23 protein-coding genes are annotated in these 21,098 nt (G+C 64.8%); 21 read left to right on the top strand and 2 right to left on the bottom strand.

Features of this window, described 5'->3' with window-relative positions:
* The first annotated feature begins 7 nt into the window (after positions 1-7).
* From rlmN to HPF_RS10695, 18 genes are all read left to right on the top strand, one after another.
* On the top strand, positions 8-1,135 hold the full coding sequence (rlmN, locus tag HPF_RS10610) for a dual-specificity RNA methyltransferase RlmN (RefSeq protein WP_174545237.1): 1,128 nt from the start codon (positions 8-10) through the stop codon (positions 1,133-1,135).
* Positions 1,136-1,140: 5 nt separating this feature from the next.
* Positions 1,141-2,019, top strand: a complete 879-nt coding sequence (pilW, locus tag HPF_RS10615) for a type IV pilus biogenesis/stability protein PilW (protein ID WP_243721725.1) — start codon at positions 1,141-1,143, stop codon at positions 2,017-2,019.
* 7 nt (positions 2,020-2,026) lie between these two features.
* The gene (locus HPF_RS10620; protein ID WP_165961682.1) at positions 2,027-2,905 is read left to right on the top strand and encodes a RodZ domain-containing protein; all 879 of its coding nucleotides are present in this window, start codon (positions 2,027-2,029) and stop codon (positions 2,903-2,905) included.
* Between the two features lie 2 nt (positions 2,906-2,907).
* Positions 2,908-4,200 carry a flavodoxin-dependent (E)-4-hydroxy-3-methylbut-2-enyl-diphosphate synthase gene (gene ispG, locus HPF_RS10625; protein WP_133156569.1) on the top strand — a complete coding sequence of 431 codons (1,293 nt, stop codon included), beginning with the start codon at positions 2,908-2,910 and terminating at the stop codon, positions 4,198-4,200.
* Positions 4,201-4,241: 41 nt separating this feature from the next.
* The gene (hisS, locus tag HPF_RS10630; RefSeq protein WP_133156570.1) at positions 4,242-5,537 is read left to right on the top strand and encodes a histidine--tRNA ligase; all 1,296 of its coding nucleotides are present in this window, start codon (positions 4,242-4,244) and stop codon (positions 5,535-5,537) included.
* Positions 5,538-5,597: 60 nt separating this feature from the next.
* Positions 5,598-6,269: a YfgM family protein gene (locus tag HPF_RS10635; protein ID WP_133156571.1), complete on the top strand. Its 672-nt coding sequence runs from the start codon at positions 5,598-5,600 to the stop codon at positions 6,267-6,269.
* A 26-nt stretch (positions 6,270-6,295) separates the two neighbouring features.
* Positions 6,296-7,408, top strand: a complete 1,113-nt coding sequence (bamB, locus tag HPF_RS10640; RefSeq protein ID WP_243721726.1) for an outer membrane protein assembly factor BamB — start codon at positions 6,296-6,298, stop codon at positions 7,406-7,408.
* A 45-nt stretch (positions 7,409-7,453) separates the two neighbouring features.
* The gene (gene der, locus HPF_RS10645) at positions 7,454-8,788 is read left to right on the top strand and encodes a ribosome biogenesis GTPase Der (protein WP_066154198.1); all 1,335 of its coding nucleotides are present in this window, start codon (positions 7,454-7,456) and stop codon (positions 8,786-8,788) included.
* Positions 8,789-8,874: 86 nt separating this feature from the next.
* Positions 8,875-9,126: an RNA chaperone Hfq gene (gene hfq / locus HPF_RS10650; protein ID WP_066154195.1), complete on the top strand. Its 252-nt coding sequence runs from the start codon at positions 8,875-8,877 to the stop codon at positions 9,124-9,126.
* Entirely contained in the window at positions 9,123-10,301 is a 1,179-nt protein-coding gene (hflX, locus tag HPF_RS10655; protein WP_371836593.1) for a GTPase HflX, read from the top strand. The genes hfq and hflX overlap by 4 nt, the downstream gene beginning before the upstream one ends.
* A 56-nt stretch (positions 10,302-10,357) precedes the next feature.
* Positions 10,358-11,698 (top strand): FtsH protease activity modulator HflK, encoded by a 1,341-nt coding sequence (gene hflK, locus HPF_RS10660; protein WP_066154192.1) that lies wholly within the window; start codon positions 10,358-10,360, stop codon positions 11,696-11,698.
* A gap of 26 nt (positions 11,699-11,724) precedes the next feature.
* The gene (hflC, locus tag HPF_RS10665; protein WP_066154188.1) at positions 11,725-12,609 is read left to right on the top strand and encodes a protease modulator HflC; all 885 of its coding nucleotides are present in this window, start codon (positions 11,725-11,727) and stop codon (positions 12,607-12,609) included.
* Complete coding sequence (locus tag HPF_RS10670; RefSeq protein ID WP_066154185.1) at positions 12,610-12,807, top strand: DUF2065 domain-containing protein; 198 nt, start codon at positions 12,610-12,612, stop codon at positions 12,805-12,807. It abuts the gene before it with no gap.
* 68 nt (positions 12,808-12,875) lie between these two features.
* The gene (locus HPF_RS10675; protein ID WP_066154182.1) at positions 12,876-14,048 is read left to right on the top strand and encodes an ATP phosphoribosyltransferase regulatory subunit; all 1,173 of its coding nucleotides are present in this window, start codon (positions 12,876-12,878) and stop codon (positions 14,046-14,048) included.
* Between the two features lie 13 nt (positions 14,049-14,061).
* Complete coding sequence (locus HPF_RS10680; protein WP_133156572.1) at positions 14,062-15,450, top strand: adenylosuccinate synthase; 1,389 nt, start codon at positions 14,062-14,064, stop codon at positions 15,448-15,450.
* Positions 15,451-15,506: 56 nt separating this feature from the next.
* Positions 15,507-16,031, top strand: coding sequence for a phosphoribosyltransferase (locus tag HPF_RS10685; RefSeq protein WP_066154176.1), 525 nt, complete (start codon positions 15,507-15,509; stop codon positions 16,029-16,031).
* 5 nt (positions 16,032-16,036) lie between these two features.
* Positions 16,037-17,227 (top strand): PLP-dependent transferase, encoded by a 1,191-nt coding sequence (locus tag HPF_RS10690; protein ID WP_133156573.1) that lies wholly within the window; start codon positions 16,037-16,039, stop codon positions 17,225-17,227.
* A gap of 33 nt (positions 17,228-17,260) precedes the next feature.
* The gene (locus HPF_RS10695; RefSeq protein WP_133156574.1) at positions 17,261-17,467 is read left to right on the top strand and encodes a hypothetical protein; all 207 of its coding nucleotides are present in this window, start codon (positions 17,261-17,263) and stop codon (positions 17,465-17,467) included.
* Between the two features lie 4 nt (positions 17,468-17,471).
* Here HPF_RS10695 and mnmH read toward each other — a convergent pair whose 3' ends face one another.
* On the bottom strand, positions 17,472-18,557 hold the full coding sequence (gene mnmH, locus HPF_RS10700; RefSeq protein WP_133156575.1) for a tRNA 2-selenouridine(34) synthase MnmH: 1,086 nt from the start codon (positions 18,555-18,557) through the stop codon (positions 17,472-17,474).
* Positions 18,558-18,564: 7 nt separating this feature from the next.
* Positions 18,565-19,215, bottom strand: coding sequence for an arylesterase (locus tag HPF_RS10705; RefSeq protein ID WP_066154164.1), 651 nt, complete (start codon positions 19,213-19,215; stop codon positions 18,565-18,567).
* A 26-nt stretch (positions 19,216-19,241) separates the two neighbouring features.
* On the opposite strand from HPF_RS10705, the gene HPF_RS10710 reads away from it, so the two are divergent.
* The 3 genes from HPF_RS10710 to HPF_RS10720 are packed head-to-tail and all read left to right on the top strand — an operon-like array spanning position 19,242 to position 21,078.
* Entirely contained in the window at positions 19,242-19,931 is a 690-nt protein-coding gene (locus HPF_RS10710) for an ABC transporter ATP-binding protein (protein WP_066154161.1), read from the top strand.
* Positions 19,932-19,971: 40 nt separating this feature from the next.
* On the top strand, positions 19,972-20,715 hold the full coding sequence (gene rlmB, locus HPF_RS10715; RefSeq protein ID WP_066154159.1) for a 23S rRNA (guanosine(2251)-2'-O)-methyltransferase RlmB: 744 nt from the start codon (positions 19,972-19,974) through the stop codon (positions 20,713-20,715).
* Positions 20,716-20,745: 30 nt separating this feature from the next.
* Complete coding sequence (locus tag HPF_RS10720; RefSeq protein WP_165961683.1) at positions 20,746-21,078, top strand: hypothetical protein; 333 nt, start codon at positions 20,746-20,748, stop codon at positions 21,076-21,078.
* Positions 21,079-21,098 lie beyond the last annotated feature (20 nt).

Consider the following 21,098-nt stretch of genomic DNA (forward strand, 5'->3'; position numbering starts at 1 on the left):
TGCCATCATGACGGTCAACCTGCTCGACTTCGATCTCGAGGGCCTGACCGCCTTTTGCGAACAGCTGGGCGAAAAGCGCTTCCGCGCCGTCCAGCTGTTTCGCTGGATTCATCAGAAGGGTGCTTCGCGGTTCGACGAGATGAGTGATCTCGCCAAGAGCCTGCGTGAAAAGCTCCCATCGGTCTGCTCCATCACCGGCCTGCCGGTGCTTTCGCGCCAGGATTCGGCCGACGGCACCATCAAGTGGCTGTTCGATGTGGGCGACGGCAACGCCGTCGAAACCGTGTTCATCCCAGAAGACGACCGTGGCACGCTGTGCGTGTCTTCGCAGGCGGGCTGTGCCGTGGGCTGCCGCTTCTGCTCCACCGGTCACCAGGGCTTCTCCCGCAATCTGACGACCGGAGAAATCCTGGCCCAGCTCTGGCACGCAGAGCACTTCCTGCGCCAGCACCTGAAGTCGTCCGAGCGTGTGGTCACCAACGTTGTGATGATGGGCATGGGTGAGCCCTTGCAGAATTACAGCGCCCTGGTGCCAGCGCTGAGAGTGATGCTGGACGACCATGGCTACGGGCTCTCAAGGCGGCGCGTCACGGTGTCGACCTCGGGCGTGGTGCCCATGATCGACCGCCTCGCCAAGGACTGCCCGGTAGCGCTGGCTGTGTCGCTCCACGCGCCCAACGACCAGTTGCGCGATGTCCTGGTGCCCATCAATCGCAAGTACCCGATTGCCGAGCTGCTGGATGCCTGCCTGCGCTATCTGCCGGCTGCGCCGCGCGACTTCATCACGTTCGAGTACTGCATGCTGGACGGGGTCAATGACCAGCCTGAGCACGCCGCGCAGTTGCTGGAGCTGGTGCGGCATCACGGTGGTCGGGGTGTTCCGTGCAAATTCAACCTGATACCCTTCAACCCGTTTCCCGACTCCGGCCTGAAGTGTTCGCCGCGTCCTGTGGTGCAGGCGTTCGCCAGGATCCTCAGCGAGGCTGGCATCGTGACCACCGTGCGAAAGACGCGTGGTGACGACATCGATGCAGCCTGCGGCCAACTGGCTGGAGACGTGATGGACCGAACCCAGGTCGCCAGGCGGATCGCTGCGGCCCAACCCATCCGATTTGTGCACCCAGCCAAGGAATGACAGGCATGAACGATTTCAGCGCGCGATCAGAAACTCTGCCCGGATCGGCCCCGCAGGTCGGTCGGTCTGCATGGCTGGTTCGTGCTCTGGGGATGCTGCTGCTGGGGGTCATGTTGGGGCTGGGTGGCTGTGCTGCCACGTCCGTTGGCACCAGTGCCAACGCCAGCGCGGGTACGGGCACGGAGCCCATCACCGAATCGGATGAGCCCGAAGGACGCAAGCGGGCAAGGCTCCGGCTGGAGCTCGCGGCGGGCTACTTCGAGCAGGGACAGACGTCGGTGGCCCTCGATCAGATCAAGCAGTCCCTGGCGGCCGACGCCAGCTTCGGGCCCGCCTACTCGCTGCGTGGACTGGTGTACATGCGGCTGAACGAGCCGGTGCTCGCTGAAGAGAGCTTCCGCCGTGCGCTCCAGATCAATCCGCGCGACGCCGACGCCATGCACAACTACGGCGTGTTTCTCTGTCAGCGGCAGCGGTACGCCGAGGGCGTGGCACTGTTCCGCAGCGCGCTGTCCAATCCCTTGTACGTCAACCAGGCCAAGACCCTGATGATGCAGGGCACCTGCCAGTTGCGCATGGGGCAGGCCGCCGAGGCGGAGGCCAGCTTCGCGCGGTCGTACGAACTCGATCCGGCCAACCCCTTCGTGGGATACAACCTTGCGAATCTGGAATACCTCAGGGGCGAATTCACCAAGGCGCAGTTTGTGATCCGTCGCATCAACAACTCCGAGCAGGCCAACTCCGAGACCCTCTGGCTCGGCATCAAGATCGAGCGCAGGCTCAACAACGTCCAGGTGGTCGAGCAATTGGCCCAGCAACTGCAGCGCCGGTTCCCCCGTTCCAAGGAATGGGCGTCTTACCAGCGGGGGGCTTTCAATGAGTGAGGCGACCATGTCCCAGGATATGGCCTGGATGCGGCCGGTGCTGCTGCAGCAGTCGAGAGAGGCGGCCGGCCTGCACATTGCTGCGCTGGCGGCGGCGCTCAAGGTGCCTGTCAAGAAACTGGAGGCGCTGGAGGCTGGCCGCTACGAGGAACTGCCCGATCTGACGTTCGCCAGGGCGCTTGCCTCCAGCGCCTGCCGGCATCTGAAGATCGACCCGGGGCCCGTGCTGGAGCAGATTCCTTTCGGTCGTACACCCACGCTGGGCGATACGCCGAATACCATCAATGCACCTTTCAAACCCGCCCAGGAGGGTGCGAATACGCCCGCTGTCGAATGGATGCGGCGGCCTGCAGTGCTGGCGTCTCTCCTGCTTGTGCTGGCCGCCGCGGGCCTGCTGTTGTCCCCTGATTGGGGGCCAACGATCGACCAGTTCCGGCAAGCGGCACCGTCTGCAGCGGTCGACGCTTCGGAGCGGGTGGAGCCCGGACCAGAGGTGTCGTTGCCCCCTCCCGCGGCAGCGACTGCCGAAACCTCTTCGGGCGGATCGCAGACTGTTGTCACACAGACCGAACCGGCGACAGGAGAAAACCCTGCTGCGGCACCGGTGCCGGTGCCCGCTGCAGCGGCCGCCTCCGCGGATGTCGCAGACGTGGCGCTCTTGCGCATCCAGGCTGTCGGTGCTTCGTGGGTCGAGGTGGTGGATGGCAAGGGCGTATCCCAGGTGCAGCGCATGCTCAAACCAGGCGATTCGCTTGACTTTTCCGCTTCACCGCCGTACTCGGTGGTGGTCGGCCGGGCCGACGCGGTCCAGGTGACGGTGCGAGGCCAGAGCTTTGATGTGATGCCGCTTGCACGCAACAGCGTGGCGCGCTTCCAGGTGAAATGACCATGCTCAGAGCAACTCTTCCTGATCGAGTAAGTCCTGCCGAGCCGCAGCCCATCGCCGTCAGCGCACCGCGTGTGCGGCACAGCCGTCCCGGCGTGGTGAGGTGGGGTGACCACGAGGTCACCGTTGGCGGCGGTGCACCGGTGCGCGTGCAGTCCATGACCAACACCGACACCGCCGATGCCATCGGGACCGCCATTCAGGTCAAGGAGCTGGCACTGGCCGGTTCCGAGCTGGTGCGGATCACGGTGAACAACGATGAGGCGGCGCAGGCCGTGCCGCACATCCGGGAACAGCTTGACCGGATGGGCATTCATGTGCCGCTGATCGGTGACTTTCATTACAACGGCCACCGCCTGCTGACCGACCACCCCGCCTGCGCCGAGGCGCTGTCCAAATACCGGATCAATCCGGGCAACGTGGGGCGCGGCGACAAGGGCGACCGGCAGTTCGCACAGATGGTCGAGATTGCCGCCCGCCACGACAAGGCGATCCGCATCGGCGTCAACTGGGGCAGCCTGGACCAGGACCTGCTGGCTCGGCTGATGGACGACAACGCCCAGCGGGCCGAACCCTGGGATGCGCGCCAGGTCATGTATGAGGCGCTGATCACTTCGGCACTGGACTCCGCTCGCCGTGCCGAAGAGATCGGCCTGAATCCCGCCAACATCATGCTGTCCTGCAAGGTGTCGGGGGTCCAGGACCTGATCGCGGTCTACCAGGAGCTGGCGCGCCGCACCGACCATGTGCTGCACCTCGGCCTTACCGAGGCTGGCATGGGGGCGAAAGGCACTGTGGCTTCCACCGCGGCGCTGTCGGTGCTGCTGCAGCAGGGCATCGGCGACACCATCCGTGTGTCGCTCACTCCGCAGCCCGGTGAGGCACGGACCCAGGAGGTCGTGGTGGCCTCCGAGATCCTTCAGGCGCTGGGCCTGCGCACGTTCGTGCCCAGTGTCACTGCCTGTCCTGGTTGCGGCCGCACCACCAGCACCACCTTCCAGGAGCTGGCCAAACAGATCGACGATTTCCTGCGGGCTTCGATGCCGGTATGGCGCGCACGTTACCCGGGCGTGGAAAGCATGAAGGTCGCCGTGATGGGTTGCATCGTCAACGGCCCGGGCGAGAGCAAGCACGCCGACATCGGCATCAGCCTGCCGGGAACCGGTGAGGCGCCTGCGGCGCCGGTGTTCATCGACGGCCAGAAGGCGATGACCTTGCGGGGCGAGGCCATCGCCACCGAGTTCCAGCAGATCGTCGAAAACTACATCCAGAAGCGGTTCGGCGGCACCGCCTGAGCCGATGGCGGCACCCGCCGCCCCACATTGCTGAGAGATCCATGGCAGAGAAACTGAGCGCCGTCAAAGGCATGAACGACATTGCACCTCCCGTGTCCGCGCACTGGGAGTGGCTGGAAGACACGCTGCGGTCGCTGATGCGCCGCTACGGCTACCGCAACGTGCGCACCCCCATCGTGGAACCGACCGCCCTGTTCATCCGGGGTCTGGGGGAAGTGACCGACATCGTCGAGAAGGAGATGTACTCCTTCGAAGACCGCCTCAACGGTGAGCAGCTGACCCTGCGCCCGGAGAACACGGCGGGCGTGGTGCGCGCCGCCGTCGAGCACTCGATGCTCTACGACGGCGGCAAGCGCCTGTATTACATGGGCCCGATGTTCCGCCACGAGCGCCCCCAACGCGGCCGTTACCGCCAGTTCCACCAGTTTGGCGCCGAGGCGCTCGGGTTTGCCGGGCCCGATGTGGACGTGGAGCTGATCGTGATGGCCTGCGACCTGTGGGCTGAGCTGGGCCTGGAGGGCATCGAGCTGGAGATCAACAGCCTCGGGCAGCCGGCCGAACGTCTGGCCCACCGGCAGGCGCTCATCGGCTACCTGGAAGAACACGCCGACCTGCTGGACGAGGATGCGCGCCGCCGCCTGCACAGCAACCCGCTGCGCATCCTGGACACCAAGAACCCCGCCATGCAGGCCATGGTGAACGGGGCTCCGCACCTCATGGCTTTCCTGGGCGCCGAGTCGCTGGACCATTTCAACCGCCTTCGGGCGCTGCTGGATGCCCAGGGCATTGCCTACCGGATCAACCCGCGCCTGGTGCGAGGCATGGACTACTACAACCTCTCGGTGTTCGAGTTTGTGACCACGCAATTGGGCTCGCAGGGCACGGTGTGTGCCGGCGGACGCTACGACGGGTTGTTCGAGCAGATCGGTGGCAAAGCGGCGCCGGCGGTCGGTTGGGCGCTGGGCATGGAGCGCATCCTGGAACTGCTCAAGGAGCAGAGGCGGTTGCCCGAGCCTGTGGCGCCGGATGCCTACGCGGTGATTCCGGACGTTTCTGCCCTGTCGGTCGCGATGCCGCTGCTCCGCCAACTGCGTGCGCAGGGCGTGTCGGTCGCGATGCACGCCGGTGGCGCCGAGGGCATGGGCAGCATGAAGTCCCAGTTCAAGAAGGCTGATGCGAGCGGCGCGCGGTACGCGCTGGTGTTCGGCGCCCAGGAACTGGAGCAGGGCATGGTGGCGTTCAAGTCCCTGCGTGGCGACCGGGCCGCCGAGACCGGACAACAACTGCAGCCGCTGGCGGAAGTGGCCGCCTGGGGGCCGGGGTTGCGCGGCTTCTGACACCCGTCTGGCGCGCCACCCCACCACCTACAATCCGACGACTTCAACCAAACAACAGCCATGGCCACTCATTTAGACCTCGAAGAGCAGGAACAGATCGACCAGCTCAAGCACTTCTGGGCGCAGTACGGCAATCTGATCACCTGGGCGCTGATCGTGGTGCTCGGCGGGTTCGCTGCCTGGAATGGCTGGAACTGGTGGCAGCGCAGCCAGTCGATCAAGGCAGCGGCGCTCTACGACGAAATTGAACGTGCCGCCGATGCGCGCGACGCCGAGAAGATCGAGCGTGCCCTGGCCGACATGAAGGACAAATTTGGCGGAACCAGTTTCGCGGCGCAGGGGGCGATGCTCGCGGCACAGAGCCTGTTCGACGCCGGCAAGCCCGACGGAGCGAAGGCGGCCTTGTCCTGGGTTGCCGACAGTGGCTCCGATGATTCCTACAAGGCTGTGGCCCGTTTGCGGCTGGCTGGCGTGCACCTGCAGGCCCAAGCCTACGACGAAGCGCTGAAGGTGCTGGAAGCGCCGATGCCCGAAGCCTACGCAGCGCTCGCCGCCGACCGCCGGGGCGATGTGCTGATGGCGCAGGGCAAGGCCGACGAAGCCAAGACCCAGTACCAGAAGGCGTGGGACGCCATGAACGAGCGCACCGAGTATCGGCAGCTGGTCCAGGTCAAGCTGGCGGCGCTGGGCGTGAACGTGGCGCCGTCCCCGGCAAGTGGGGTGGCGCAGTGAAGCCAGTGGCCCGGGGTTCTGTCCTCATGATGAAGCGCTTGGCGGCGGCAGCTGCTGTGGTGGTGCTTGCGGCATGCTCATCGGGGCCGGCCAAGGTCAAGCCTGCGGAGCTGCCGCCACCAGCGAACCGGGCATCGGCACAGCTGATCTGGTCCACCCAGGTCGGTGCATCGGCACTCACGCTGGCGCCGTTCGCCCATCAGGGGCGGGTCTACCTGGCGGGTGGTTCCGGCACGGTGGCGGTGGTCGATGCCACATCCGGTCGGGACGTCTGGAGAGTGAACCTCAACACGCCGTTGTCGACGGGCGCTGGCAGTGATGGGGATGTGGCCGCCGTGGTGACCCAGGGACACCAGCTCGTGGCCATGGCGGAGGGGCGGGAGCTCTGGCGGGCGCAGCTTCCCGCAGCCTCTTACACGTCACCGCTGGTCGCGGGCCAGCGGGTGTTTGTTCTGACGGCCGACCGCAGTGTGCTGGCGTTCGATGGCCGTACCGGTGCGAAGTTGTGGACGCAGACCCGACCAGGCGAGCCTCTGGTGCTGCGGCAGGGCGGGGTCCTGCTGGCTGTCGGAGACACCCTGGTCGCCGGGCTGTCGGGTCGGCTGGTGGGTTTGAATCCTGACAACGGGACGCCCCGGTGGGACGTGCCGGTTGCCAACTCCCGCGGTACCAATGAGGTTGAGCGTCTCGTGGACCTCGTCGGACCTGTGAGTCGCCAGGGTGCCAGCGTCTGTGCGCGTGCGTACAACTCGGCGGTGTCCTGCGTGGACACAAATACCGGTCGCTCCGTCTGGAACAAGGCAGCACAAGGTGTGGTGGGCGTGCATGGCGACGCGCAGTGGGTCGCGGGAACCGAAACGGATGGTCGGGTGCTGGTCTGGCAACGGGCCAGTGGTGAGAAGGTCTGGGAACTGGACCGACTGAAGTTCCGGGATCTGACGGCCCCGCTGGTTCTGGGCAGGCTGCTGGCGCTGGGAGACCAGTCCGGGCAGGTGCACCTGCTGTCGACGGCGGATGGCAGTGAGCTCACCCGTCTCAGCACCGATGGGTCGGCCGTGCTTGCCCAGCCGGTGCTGTCTGGTCCTGCGCTGGTGGTCCAGACGCGCAACGGCGGCGTGTTTGCCTGGCGCTCGCAGTAAATTTTCCATTCGCCCTCAGGGCGAGCTGATCGAAAGCACCTGTTCGTGAAACCCGTGATCGCCCTGGTGGGGCGGCCCAATGTCGGCAAATCCACCCTGTTCAACCGGTTGACCGGTACCCGCGACGCCATCGTGGCCGACTTTGCGGGGCTGACACGCGACCGCCACTACGGCAACGGGCATCTGGGCAAGCGCGAGTACATCGTGATCGATACCGGAGGTTTCGAGCCCGAAGCCAGCGAGGGCATCTACCGCGAGATGGCCAAGCAGACGCGGCAAGCGGTGGCAGAGTCCGACGTGGTGCTGTTCGTGGTCGACGCGCGCGCCGGACTGAGCGCGCAGGATCATGACATCGCACAGTACCTGCGCCGCTTGGGCAAGCCCACCATTCTGGTGGCAAACAAGGCCGAAGGCATGACGCAGGGCGTGCAGCTGGCCGAGTTCTTCGAGCTCGGGCTGGGTGAGGTGCTGCCAGTGTCGAGTGCTCACGGGCAGGGTGTACGAGGAATGCTGGAAAAGGCGTTGGATGCCATCCAGGGGTTTTCGGAGGACGACGAGGAGGCTGCAGAACCGGTGGAGGGGGTGATCCGGCTGGCGGTGGCCGGGCGGCCCAATGTCGGCAAGTCGACCCTGATCAATGTCTGGCTGGGCGAAGAGCGTCTTGTGGCTTTCGATCTTCCGGGAACCACGCGCGATGCGATTTCCGTTCCGTTCGAGCGCGATGGGAAGAAGTTCGAACTGATCGATACCGCGGGGCTGCGCCGCAAGGGCAAAGTGTTTGAGGCGATCGAGAAGTTCTCCGTCGTCAAGACCTTGCAGGCCATCGAAAGCGCCCATGTGGTGCTGCTGCTGCTCGACGCCACGCAGGGGGTGACCGATCAGGATGCCCACATTGCCGGGTACATCCTCGAAAGCGGGCGTGCGGTGGTGCTCGCGATCAACAAATGGGATGCGGTGGACAGCTACCAGCGCGAACAAATCGAACGGCAAATTGAAACGCGGCTGGCGTTCCTTAAATTTGCGTCTCTGCACCTGATCTCAGCGCGAAAGCGCCAGGGGCTTGGTCCGGTCTGGAAATCCATCGTGCAGGCTCAGGCCTCCGCCATGCGCAAGATGCCAACGCCCATGCTGACCCGCCTGCTGCAGGAGGCGGTTGCCTTTCAGGCGCCTCAGAAGGTAGGCATGTACCGGCCTAAAATGCGCTACGCCCACCAGGGCGGCATGAACCCGCCGGTGATCGTGATCCACGGCAACTCGCTGGAACACGTGCCTGACGCCTACAAGCGTTTTCTGGAAGGCCGTTTCCGCAAGGCGTTCGATCTGGTCGGAACGCCCCTGCGGATCGAGTTCAAGACCTCCGACAATCCCTATAAGGAATAGGTCCGCGCGGGCGTCTTCCTGCGCTCGCCATCGGTGTGGTATGGTGCGTTCCCTTATCCACTTCATTTTTGAACACGGAGCATATCGTGAGCAATAACAAAGGCCAGCTCTTGCAAGACCCCTTTCTGAACCAGTTGCGTCGGGAGCATGTGCCCGTTTCCATCTACCTGGTGAACGGGATCAAACTGCAGGGCCAGATTGAATCGTTTGACCAATACGTCGTTCTGCTTCGCAACACTGTGACCCAGATGGTGTACAAGCACGCGATCTCCACCATCGTTCCGGGTCGCCCGGTCCAGTTCTCCGCCGTCGGTGCGGACGAATCTTCCGGCTCTTGATCCCCTCAGGTACCTCCGCACCGGCGCATCCGTCGGTTGTTCTTGTGGGGGTGGACTTCGGTCTACCCCATTTCGATCACTCGCTCGAAGAACTTGGCCTGTTGGCGAAGACGGCCGGTTTTGCTGTGGCTGATCGCGTCACCTGCAAGCGCAAGGCACCCGATCCTGCGTTGTTTGTCGGTTCGGGCAAAGCGGAAGAAATCAGGATGCTGGCGCAGGCCACTGGTGCCAGCGAGGTGCTGTTCGACCAGGCCCTGAGCCCGGCCCAGCAGCGCAACCTCGAGCGTGCGCTGGGTTTGCCGGTCAATGACCGGACCCTGCTGATCCTTCAGATTTTTGCGCAGCGCGCCCGCAGCCACGAAGGCAAGCTCCAGGTGGAGTTGGCGCGCCTTCAGTACCTCTCGACACGTCTGGTCCGGCGCTGGACCCACCTGGAACGCCAGAGCGGGGGGATTGGCATGCGCGGAGGTCCGGGTGAGACGCAGATCGAACTGGACCGTCGGATGATCGCCGAGGCCATCAAGCGAACCAAGGACCGGCTGGAGAAAGTCAAGAAGCAGCGCGCGACCCAGCGCCGGCAGCGAGAGCGGCGCGATGCGTTTGCGATCTCGCTGGTGGGTTACACCAACGCTGGCAAGTCTTCGCTGTTCAATGCGCTGGTGAAGGCGCGCGCATATGCCGCCGACCAGTTGTTCGCCACGCTGGACACCACCACCCGGCAACTGTATCTCGGTGAGGCGGGGCGGTCGGTGTCGCTATCGGACACGGTGGGGTTCATTCGCGACCTGCCGCACGGACTGGTGGATGCGTTTGCTGCAACGCTGCAGGAAGCGGCCGACGCCGATCTGTTGCTGCATGTGGTCGATGCATCCAACCCATCGCACCTGGAACAGATCGCGTCGGTGCAGGGTGTCCTGCAGGAGATCGGGGCGAACCAGGTGCCACAGATACTGGTCTTCAACAAGCTTGACGCCATGGATCCAGCCAGTGCACCCCGTGTGCTGCAGGACGCCATGGAACTCGACGGCCAAAGCGTGCCTCGTATCTTCGTAAGTGCGCTGGCGGGCACCGGCCTGCCAGAGTTGAGGGCCTTGCTGGCGTCGATCGTGCTGGAGCGTGTCGCTGGCGGTGAGCCATCTGGGGAAGATGCCCCCTCCGATGATCCGGCGCCCTGATTGGGCACAATGTGGTTTTGATCCGAAACAAGAGTTGACCATCCATGAATGTGAATATGGAATCCCTCTCCGGCGGTCCTGGTGCCGGGGTCCGTCCGGGTTGGCGGGCGAGGCTGCTGGGTGTGTTCAACCTGAACGACCCCCGTTGGGGGAGAGGCGAAGAGCCCCAGCGCGGCGACTCCGACCCCAAACCGGGTGAAAAAGACGACCTTCAGCCCCGGGGGCAGCGTCCCCAAGGTCCCAACCAGGGGCCGCCGGACCTGGACGAACTGTGGCGCGACTTCAACCGCAAGCTGGGTGGTTTGCTGGGTGGAAAAGGCGGCGGGAATCGCGGTGGCAATGGTGGAGGCACACCGGGCTTCAACCCCAGCCCCAAATCGGCGGGTATCGGTGCTGGCCTGATTGGTCTGGTGGCGCTGCTGATATGGCTGGGGACGGGCTTCTTCATCGTGCAGGAAGGCCAACAGGCGGTCATCACGCGTTTCGGCAAGTACAGCAACACGGTGGGGGCAGGTATCAGCTGGCGCATGCCGTACCCGATCGAGCGCCATGAGACTGTGGCGGTGACCCAGTTGCGTTCGGTGGACGTGGGGCGTGACGCCATCGTGCCCGCCACCGGGCTGCGTGAGTCGTCCATGCTGACCGCAGACGAGAACATCGTCGACATCAAGCTGGTCGTGCAGTTCCGCCTCAGCGATGCCCGGGCTTACCTGTTCGAAAGTCGCGATCCTGAGTCTGCTGTGGTGAAGGCTGCCGAAACCGCGGTTCGCGAGGTGGTCGGCAAGATGAAGATGGATGCCGCCCTGGTGGAGGAGCGCGACCAGATCGCTCCGAGGGTGCGGGCGCTGATGCAGACCATCCTGGATCGCTACAAGGTGGGCGTTGTGGTCGAAGGCGTCAACCTGACGCATGTGCGGCCGCCCGAGCAGGTGCAGGCGGCGTTTGACGACGTGCTCAAGGCCAGTCAGGAGCGCGACCGCGCCAAAAACGAGGCCCAGGCCTATGCCAACGACGTGGTGCCGAGGGCGCGCGGCGCAGCCTCTCGCCTGGCTGCCGAGGCGGAGGGTTACCGCGCGCGCATCGTCGGCCAGGCCGATGGTGATGCCCAGCGTTTCCGCGCGGTGCTGACCGAATACCAGAAGGCGCCACAGGTGACCCGCGACCGCATGTACTTGGACGCCATGTCCGACATTTATTCGAACGTCACCAAGGTGATGGTCGACAGCAAGGCTGGCTCGAACCTGTTGTATCTGCCGCTGGACAAGTTGATGCAGCAGGTCACTCAGTCGCCCTCGGCATCTGCTGCGGTGACGCCTCCCGTGACCAGCTCGCAGGTCCCGGCGCCTGCCACCACGAACAGCAGCAATGCCCGCTCGCGCGAGCGTGAGAGCCGCTGAAGCAAGACGTCCGGAGATTTCGAGACATGAACAAGCTTGGATTTATCGTCACCTCTTTCCTGGTGGCTCTGGCGTTTCTCAGCGCCACGTTCTTCGTGGTCGACCAGCGCCAGTTTGGCGTGGTGTTTCAGCTGGGGGAAATCAAGAAGGTCGTGACCGAGCCTGGGCTGGGCTGGAAGATTCCGCTGGTCCAGAATGTGTCCTACATAGACAAGCGGCTGCTGACACTGGAGAGCAGCGATACGGAGCCGACGCTGACGGCGGAAAAGCAGCGCGTGGTGATCGACTGGTATGTGCGCTGGCGCATCAGCGAGCCTCAGCAGTACATCCGCAACGTCGGTCTGAATGAAAGCGCCGGCGCGCTGCAGCTGAACCGGGTGGTGCGCAACTCCTTCCAGCAAGAGGTCAACAAGCGCACGCTCAACGAACTGCTGTCCAGCCGTCGCGAAGAGCTGATGGAGGACGTCAAGCGCGAGGTGCTGCGCGCAGTGGCCGGTGCTGAAAAGCCCTGGGGCATGGATGTGGTCGATGTGCGCATCACGCGCGTGGACTATGCAGAGAGCATCACGGCATCGGTCTATCAGCGCATGGAAACCGAGCGCAAACGGGTGGCCAATGAACTGCGTTCCACCGGCTTTGCCGAGGGAGAGAAGATTCGCGCCGATGCCGACCGCCAGCGCGAGGTGATTCTGGCCGATGCCTATAAGCAGGCGCAGGCGGTGAAAGGCGAGGGCGATGCCAAGGCCGCTGCGCTGTATGGTGAGGCGTTTGGCAAAGACCCGGCGTTCGCTCAGTTCTATCGCAGCCTGGAAGCGTACAAGGCCAGCTTCACCGGTAAGTCGGATGTGATGGTGCTGGACCCGTCTTCGGAGTTCTTCAAGGCCATGCGCGGCGCTCCGGCAGCCCGCTGAGTGACGACTGCGCTTTACGACCTGTTCTGGCCCACGCTGGCGCTGGTCCTCATCTTCGAAGGGCTGATGCCCTTTGTGGCGCCCAGAGTCTGGCGCCGCGTGTTTTCCGAAATGCTGCGCATGCGCGATGGCCAGATCCGTTTTTTCGGTCTGATCTGCCTTCTCTGCGGCCTGACGCTCTGGTGGTGGGTCGCCTGAGCAGCAACAGCCAAACCGGGGCGCAGCTCCCGGTAAAATCACGTTTTTAACAGCCCCCTTCATTTCACATGTCTGCCTGGGTCCTCCCGGATCACATTGCCGATGTCCTGCCGTCCGAGGCACGGCACATCGAAGAACTTCGCAGGGGTTTGCTGGACACCGCCCGCGGCTATGGCTACGAGCTGGTGATGCCGCCGATGGTCGAGCATCTGGACTCGTTGCTCACGGGTACCGGTGAAGCGCTGGACCTGATGACCTTCAAACTGGTTGATCAGCTGTCCGGCCGCTCGCTGGGGCTTCGTGCCGACAGCACGCCGCAAGTCGCGCGAATCGATGCCCATCTGCTCAACCGGCGGGGTGTGGCCCGTCTGAGTTACTGCGGGCCAGTGGTTCACACCCGGGTCGACCGTCCCCTGGCCAGTCGGGAGCCCTTGCAGTTTGGCGCCGAAATCTATGGGCATGCCGGCCTGGAGGCAGATCTGGAGGTGCTGGAGCTGGCTCAGGCCTGTCTTCGTCATGCCGGCGTTAGGCGGCTGCAGCTTGATCTCGCGGATGTGCGTGTGATCGACGCCGTCCTTTCGCCGGTGCCGCTGCCGGCCGACACGGTGCGCGCCATCCATGTTGCTCTCGCAGGCAAGGATGTGCCAGGGCTGTCCGAGCTGACCAAAGGCCTTCCTGACGCGGTGTGCAACGACCTGATGTCGCTACCAGGACTGTTTGGTGACGCCTCTGTTATTTCCAGGGCGCGATCCCTGCTGACCCCTTCCGCTGCTTTGACGCTGGCGCTGGACGACCTCCAATGGTTGGCCGACCACGCTGCGGGTGATGACGTTGTTGTCTCCGTCGACTTGGCGGATCTGCGCGGATACGCCTACTACACCGGCATGCGCTTTGCCGTGTTTGCTCAAGGGCCGCAAGGTGCTGCGATGGAGCTGGCGCGCGGAGGCCGGTACGACGAGGTGGGGGCGGTCTTCGGGCGCAAACGCCCTGCGGTTGGCTTCAGCCTGGACCTCAAGGAACTGGTTGGTGCGGTGGAGCCTCGTCCTCTGGTGGCGGCCATCCGTTCGCCCTGGGGCATGGAGCCTGGCTTGCGAGAAACCGTCGCCGAGCTGCGGGCCCAGGGCCATACCGTCGTCTGTGCCCTGCCGGGTCATGACCATGAAGTCAACGAGTTCCATTGCGACCGCGAACTGGTGCCCGATCCGGCGCGCGCGGGTGCCTGGACAGTGAAATCCCTTTAACCGGAATCAAGCAATGAGCAAGAACAGCAGCGCCGCTTCTGCGGGACGCAACGTGGTGGTCGTGGGTACGCAGTGGGGCGATGAAGGCAAAGGCAAGCTCGTTGACTGGCTGACCGAGTCCGCGCAGGGGGTCGTGCGTTTTCAGGGTGGTCACAACGCTGGACACACGCTGGTGATCAACGGGGTCAAAACTGCTCTGCACCTGATTCCCAGCGGCATCATGCGTCCCGGCGTGAAGTGCTACATCGGCAATGGCGTGGTGCTCTCGGTTGGCAAGCTTTTTGAAGAGATCGTGGGTCTGGAAAAGGCCGGTGTGGAAGTGCGCTCGCGTCTGCGGGTGAGTGAGGGGTGCCCTCTGATCCTGCCGTTCCATGCTGCGATCGACGTTGCCCGCGAGGCCGCCAAGGTCAAGGCCGGCAACGAGAAGATCGGCACCACGGGCCGCGGCATCGGACCGGCCTACGAGGACAAGATCGCCCGCCGCGCATTGCGCGTGATGGACCTCAAGTATCCCGAGCGCTTCGCGACCAAGCTGCGCGAGTTGCTGGCGCTGCACAACCACGTGCTCAAGACCTTCCTCCACTCCGCCGAACTGGCCTGGGACGAGAAGATCGCGGGTTACATGAAGGACGGCGAGATCCAGTTTGATGCGGTCTATGACGAGGCCATGCACCAGGCCGAACTGATCAAGCCCATGATCGCCGACGTGTCCCGTGAGCTCAACGAGGCCCACAAGGCGGGTGCCAACCTGCTGTTCGAAGGCGCCCAGGGCACGCTGCTGGACATCGACCACGGTACCTACCCGTTCGTGACCTCGAGCAACTGTGTGGCCGGCAATGCAGCCGCCGGGTCCGGCGTCGGGCCGCAGATGCTGCACTACATGCTGGGCATCACCAAGGCCTATTGCACGCGGGTGGGTGGCGGCCCCTTCCCGACCGAGCTGGACTGGGAAGTCCCCGGCACTCCCGGGTACCACATGAGCACCGTGGGTGCTGAAAAAGGGGTGACCACAGGGCGCTCGCGCCGCTGCGGCTGGTTCGATGCCGCGCTGCTCAAGCGTTCGGCCCAGGTGAACGGTCTCACCGGCCTGTGCATCACCAAGCTCGACGTGCTCGACGGTCTGTCCGAGCTCAAGCTGTGCACCGGCTACGAGCTGGATGGCGAGATCATCGACATCCTCCCCGCCGGCGCCGATGAGATCTCTCGCTGCAAGCCGATTTACGAAACCCTGCCGGGCTGGACCGAGAGCTCGGTCGGCAAGACGCGTTATGAGGACTTGCCGGTCAACGCGCAGCGCTACCTGGACCGCATCCAGGAGACCACTGGCGTGCCGATCCACGTGGTGTCGACCAGTCCAGACCGCGACCACACCATCCTGCTTCACCATCCGTTCAGTTCCTGAGCCTCGTTGCTCTGGTGCAGAATGAACCAACCCGCGACCACGAACGGAAGACACGCATGCTGACCGAAGACGGCAAACACCTCTACGTCTCGTACGACGAATATCACAACCTGATCGAGAAGCTGGCGCTCAAGGTCTACCAGTCCGGATGGGAGTTCGACACCATTCTGTGCCTTGCGCGTGGTGGCATGCGGCCCGGGGACATCCTGTCGCGCATCTTTGACGTGCCGCTGGCGATCATGTCCACCAGTTCCTACCGCGCCAACGCCGGGACCGAGCAGGGCAACCTCGACATCGCTCGCTACATCACCACGCCCAGAGGCGAGATTGCCGGCAAGGTGCTGCTGGTCGATGACCTGGCCGACTCCGGCCACACGCTCAGGGCCGTGATCGACACCCTCAAGAATCACTACAAGCCGATCAGCGAGCTGCGCAGCGCCGTGATCTGGACCAAGGCGGTTTCGGTGTTCACGCCCGACTACTCGGTCGAGTTCCTGCCGACCAACCCCTGGATCCATCAACCCTTCGAGAGCTACGACAGCATGCGGCCGGCGCAGTTGCTCGAAAAGTGGAAGCTCTGAACTCAATGTCAGACCTGTCCACCCGACTGATCCATCATCCATACCGCCCTCCCGAGGGCTTTGACGCCGTTGCGCCCGGCGTGCACAAGGCGTCCACCGTCCTGTTCAAGGACGTGCAGGCCCTTCGCACGCAGGAGTGGGCCGACAAGAGCGGCTACACCTACGGCCTGCACGGCACGCCGACCACCTTCACGCTGGAAGAGCGCATCGCCACCATTGAGGGTGGGCAGTATTGCGTGCTGGCGCCCAGCGGCCTGTCGGCGCTGACTTTGGTCGACATGAGCTTCCTGCGCCAGGGCGATGAGGTGCTGCTGCCCGACAACGCCTATGGTCCGGGCAAGGCGTTCGCAGCTGGTGAGCTCGCGCACTGGGGCATCACCCACCGCTACTACGACCCGCTGGATCCTGCGGATCTGGTCAGCCGTCTGTCACCCGCCACGCGCCTGGTGTGGATCGAGGCACCGGGTTCGATCACGCTGGAGTTTCCGGATATTCCCGCGCTGGTGGCGGCGGTGCGTCAGGCGAACGACGGCAGAGCGCCCGAACGCCGCATCCTGACCGCGCTGGACAACACCTGGGGCGCCGGCATCGCCTTTCGCCCGTTCGACCTGGGGGTCGACATCTCGATGCAGGCGCTGACCAAGTACCCCAGCGGGGGCGCCGATGTGCTGATGGGCTCCGTGGTGACGCGCGACCACGCACTGCACCACCAGCTACTGATGTGTCACATGCGTCTGGGTCTGGGTGTCAGCGGCAACGACACCGAGCTGGTGCTGCGGGGCCTGGCCTCCATGCCCTTGCGCTACCAGACGCAGGATGCGACCACAAGGGCGCTGGCCACCTGGATGCAGGACCAGCCGGGCGTCGTGCGTGTTCTGCATCCGGCGCTGGCGGGCTCTCCGGGGCATGAAGCATGGGCACGCGAAGCGACTGCGGCGGCCTGTCTGTTCAGCGCCGTGTTCGACGAGCGCTTCTCCCAGTCCCAGATCGACGCCTTCTGTGACCGCCTGCGGCTGTTCAGGCCAGGCTGGAGCTGGGCGGGACCGATCAGTCTCTGCGCGCCGTACAACGTGCCGGCGATCCGCACCCGGCCCTGGGCGCACAAAGGTGGGCTGGTGCGGTTTGCCATCGGCCTGGAAAGCGCCGATGATCTCAGGGCCGACCTGGCCCAAGCCCTTGTGGCCCTTCACACCTGACCAATTCACCACATCAACCTCGGAAACACCCCCTTGGCCACACCCAACTACGGATACGAAAAACGCCAACGCGAGCTCGCCAAGAAGCAGAAGAAAGAGGAAAAGCTGCGCAACAAGGCCGAGCGCAAGTCGCACGGAGACGGCAGCCCTGATGAGCAGGACGCCGGCCAAAAGCCGGATGCCGGCCAAAAGCCGGATGCCGGCGACAGCTCAGACGCGAGCCCCACTTCCGCCGGCTGATCGGCTAACTTTCGTCGGGGAGGGGCTGCGAGCCCGCCGGGCTCAGCAGCGAGCGAGCGGCCACGCGCATCGATTGATCTGAGCCAGAGCCCAGGCTGCAGGGGAGCGCTTGGGCATGGAGCGCAAAGTTGCGCTCTATGGATGCCGCATACGTCGGGTCGTAGTGCTGCCTGAGCAGGTCCAGCACCACTTCCTTGGTGCGGCCGGCGCGCACTTTTTCGATCCACTCGCCCACCACCGCCTTGCCGCGCAACTCGGTCAGCGCTTCCAGCCGCCGACAGAAGTGCTCGCTGTCCTTCACGAAAAAGTCGTAGTCTTCCATCAGCAGGGCCACGCGCTCTTCATCGGGCAGTCGCAGGTCGATGCAGGGGCTGGCGCGCATGGCGTCGATCAGTGCATCGGGCACACGGAGGTTGCCCACCTTCTTGCTCTCGCTTTCGACGAACACAGGGCGCGCCGGGTCGAAGGCCTGCAGGGCCTCCCAAACGAGGCTGTCGAATCGCTTCTGGCTGGGCTGTTCGACCCCAGGGATGTGCCCGAGCACTGAACTGCGGTGGCGGGCCAGGCCTTCAAGGTCCAGCACCTGAGCGCCCTCGGCCGCCAGCGCGTGCAGCAGGCGTGTCTTGCCGCTGCCGGTGGGGCCGCAGACCACGCGGTAGTGCAGGCGCTGCGCCTGTGCAGACAGGTCGTTCACGAGGGCGGCGCGCCAGGCCTTGTAGCCTCCCTCGATCAGCGTGACCTGGAACCCGATCGCGCCCAGGATGGTGGCCAGTGCACCGCTGCGGTTGCCGCCGCGCCAGCAATAGACCAGCGGTTTCCAGCCTTTGGGCTTGTCCAGCACTTCCCGTTCAATGTGTGCGGCGATGTTGCGCGCGGCCAGCGCTGCGCCGCGCTTCTTGGCCTCGAAGGCGTCGACCTGCTTGTACATGGTGCCGATCAGGATGCGTTCGGCATTGTTCAGGCTGGGCCAGTTCAGCGCACCGGGCACGTGGTCGAGCGCATGTTCGTCTTCGGAACGGGCGTCGATGACGGCGTCAAATTCGCCAAGGCGGTGCAGCACCTCGGTGGCGGGCAGGGTACGGACAGGCATCCGCCGATTATCGTTTCGGCAGCAGGGGCGCGAGCACCGGCCAGACGTTGTTGGCGATCGTGGCCTGGGCGGCCTCGTTGGGGTGGATGCGGTCGTCCTGGAACAGCAGGGTCGGGTCGGGCAGGTCGGCCACGCCCTTGAGCAGGAAGGGCACCAGGGCGACCTTTTCCGCGCTGGCCACCTGCTGGAAGAGGTCACGGAAGTCTCGGGTGTACTGGCTGCCGTAGTTGGGCGGCACCTGCATACCGACGAGGACCACCTTGGCACCGGCCACCTTCGAGGCCCTCGTCATGGCGGTCAGGTTGTCGCGCGTCATGTTCAGCGGCAGGCCGCGCAGCGCGTCGTTGGCGCCCAGCTCGATGATCACCACCGCCGGCTTGTGCAGCCTGAGCAGCGCCGGCAGGCGGGACCGGCCACCTGAGGTGGTGTCGGCACTGATGCCGGCGTTGACCATGCGCGCCGGAATGCCCTCCTTGATCATGCGTTCCTGCAGGATCTGCACCCAGCCGCTGCCGCGCCGCAGGCCGTATTCGGCACTGAGCGAGTCGCCGACCACCAGCACGTTGGCCGCTGTGGCGGCCGTTTGTGCGAAGACCGGCGCGATTGACCCCGCGCCGGCGGCGGCGCAGAGCAGGGCGTTAAAGTGGCGTCGTTTCAACTGTCGGGCCTTTCAGGGCGGACTACATGGCTCAGGAAATGATTGTGGTGCAGCATGTGTTCAAGTCGGTCACCGACTCCACGGGCACGCTGACGATTTTGCGCGATATCGATTTCTCCCTGCGCCAAGGGGAAACCGCCGCCATCGTCGGTGCCTCGGGTTCGGGCAAGAGCACCTTGCTGTCCATCATTGCCGGGCTGGACACACCGACCCGCGGCACTGTGTTCATCGATGGCGTGGACCTGTTCGCCCGCGACGAGGACCAGCGCGCGGCGCTGCGCGCCCAGAAGCTCGGCTTCGTGTTCCAGAGCTTCCAGCTGCTGGGCAATCTGACCGCGCTGGAGAACGTGATGCTGCCGCTGGAACTGGCCGGCCGGCGCGATGCCCGCAGCGCCGCCACCGCCATGCTGCAGCGCGTGGGCCTGGGCGAGCGCCTTGGCCACTACCCGAAGGTGCTGTCGGGCGGCGAACAGCAGCGCGTGGCGCTGGCGCGGGCCTTCGTGGTGCAGCCGGCGGTGCTGCTGGCGGACGAACCCACCGGCAGCCTGGACTTTGCGACCGGCGAGAAGGTCATGGAGCTGATGTTCGAGCTCAACCGCGAGCAGGGCACCACCCTGGTGCTGGTGACGCACGACCGGGGCATCGCCCAGCGCTGCGAGCGGCGCATCACCATCGAGGCCGGTCAGGCCAGCGAGCCGGAGGCGGCGGCGGCCTGAGCAGATCGAAAGCGGCGCGTGGGGGCTTGATAATCGGGGCATGTCCTCCCCCAAAGTCCTGTTCGGCTTCCACGCCGTGGGCGTGCGCCTGAAAACCGCGCCCCAATCCATCATCGAGATCTACTTCGAGCCGACGCGGCGCGACCAGCGCATGCGGCAGTTCATCGAGCGCGCCAAGGAGGCGGGCGTGCGCCTGATCGAGGCCGATGGCCTGCGCCTGGCCAAACTCGCGGGCAGCCACGGCCACCAGGGCGTCGCGGCCCGGGTCAACGCGCTGGAGCAGGCCCATTCGCTGGACGAACTGCTGGAAAAGCTGGAGGCCGATGGCATCGCGCCGCTGCTTCTGGTGCTCGACGGCGTGACCGATCCCCACAACCTGGGCGCCTGCCTGCGGGTGGCCGACGGCGCGGGTGCCCATGCGGTGATTGCGCCCAAGGACCACGCTGTCGGCATCAATGCCACGGTGGCCAAGGTGGCCAGCGGTGCGGCTGAGACCATGCCGTATTTCATGGTGACCAACCTGGCGCGCACCCTGAACGAACTCAAGGAACGCAACATCTGGGTCATCGGCACCAGCGACGATGCGCCCAAGACGCTGTACCAGGTTGACCTCAAGGGGCCAGTGGCCCTGGTGCTCGGCGCCGAAGGCGACGGCATGCGCCAGCTCACGCGCAAGACCTGCGACGAGCTGGTGGGCATCCCCATGAAGGGCGGCGTCGAAAGCCTGAACGTGTCGGTGGCCAGTGGCGTGTGCCTGTACGAGGCCTTGCGCCAGCGCGGCTGATCTTTTTCAAGGGAGGCTCGCATGAAGCCCATGACGTCTGCATTCGCCTGTGTTCTGGGGTTGGTCTTGCTCGCCGGGTGCACGCAGGAACAGCAGAACAAGATCAGCCGTGACATCCAGAACTGGACCGGCACCAACGGCGTGCTCGAAATCTACGCCGGCGACAAACTGGCCCGGCGCTTTTTGTCCATCGACAAGATGAGCACGGCCCTGGGCACCGACGACGGCAAGCCGCGTGCCTACCGCTACGGGTATGGCGTGCTCGACGAGAACCAGAACATGGTGGCCGACCCGGGCGAAAAGAAGGTCTATTTCGAGATCAGCGACTACACCAACGCGGTGTTCTTCGAAAGCCCACGCTGAAAGGTGGCCCGCTGCGGCGG

It is taken from the genome of Hydrogenophaga pseudoflava (assembly GCF_004353865.1).
In the GTDB taxonomy this organism is placed as follows: Bacteria; Pseudomonadota; Gammaproteobacteria; order Burkholderiales; family Burkholderiaceae_C; genus Hydrogenophaga; species Hydrogenophaga pseudoflava.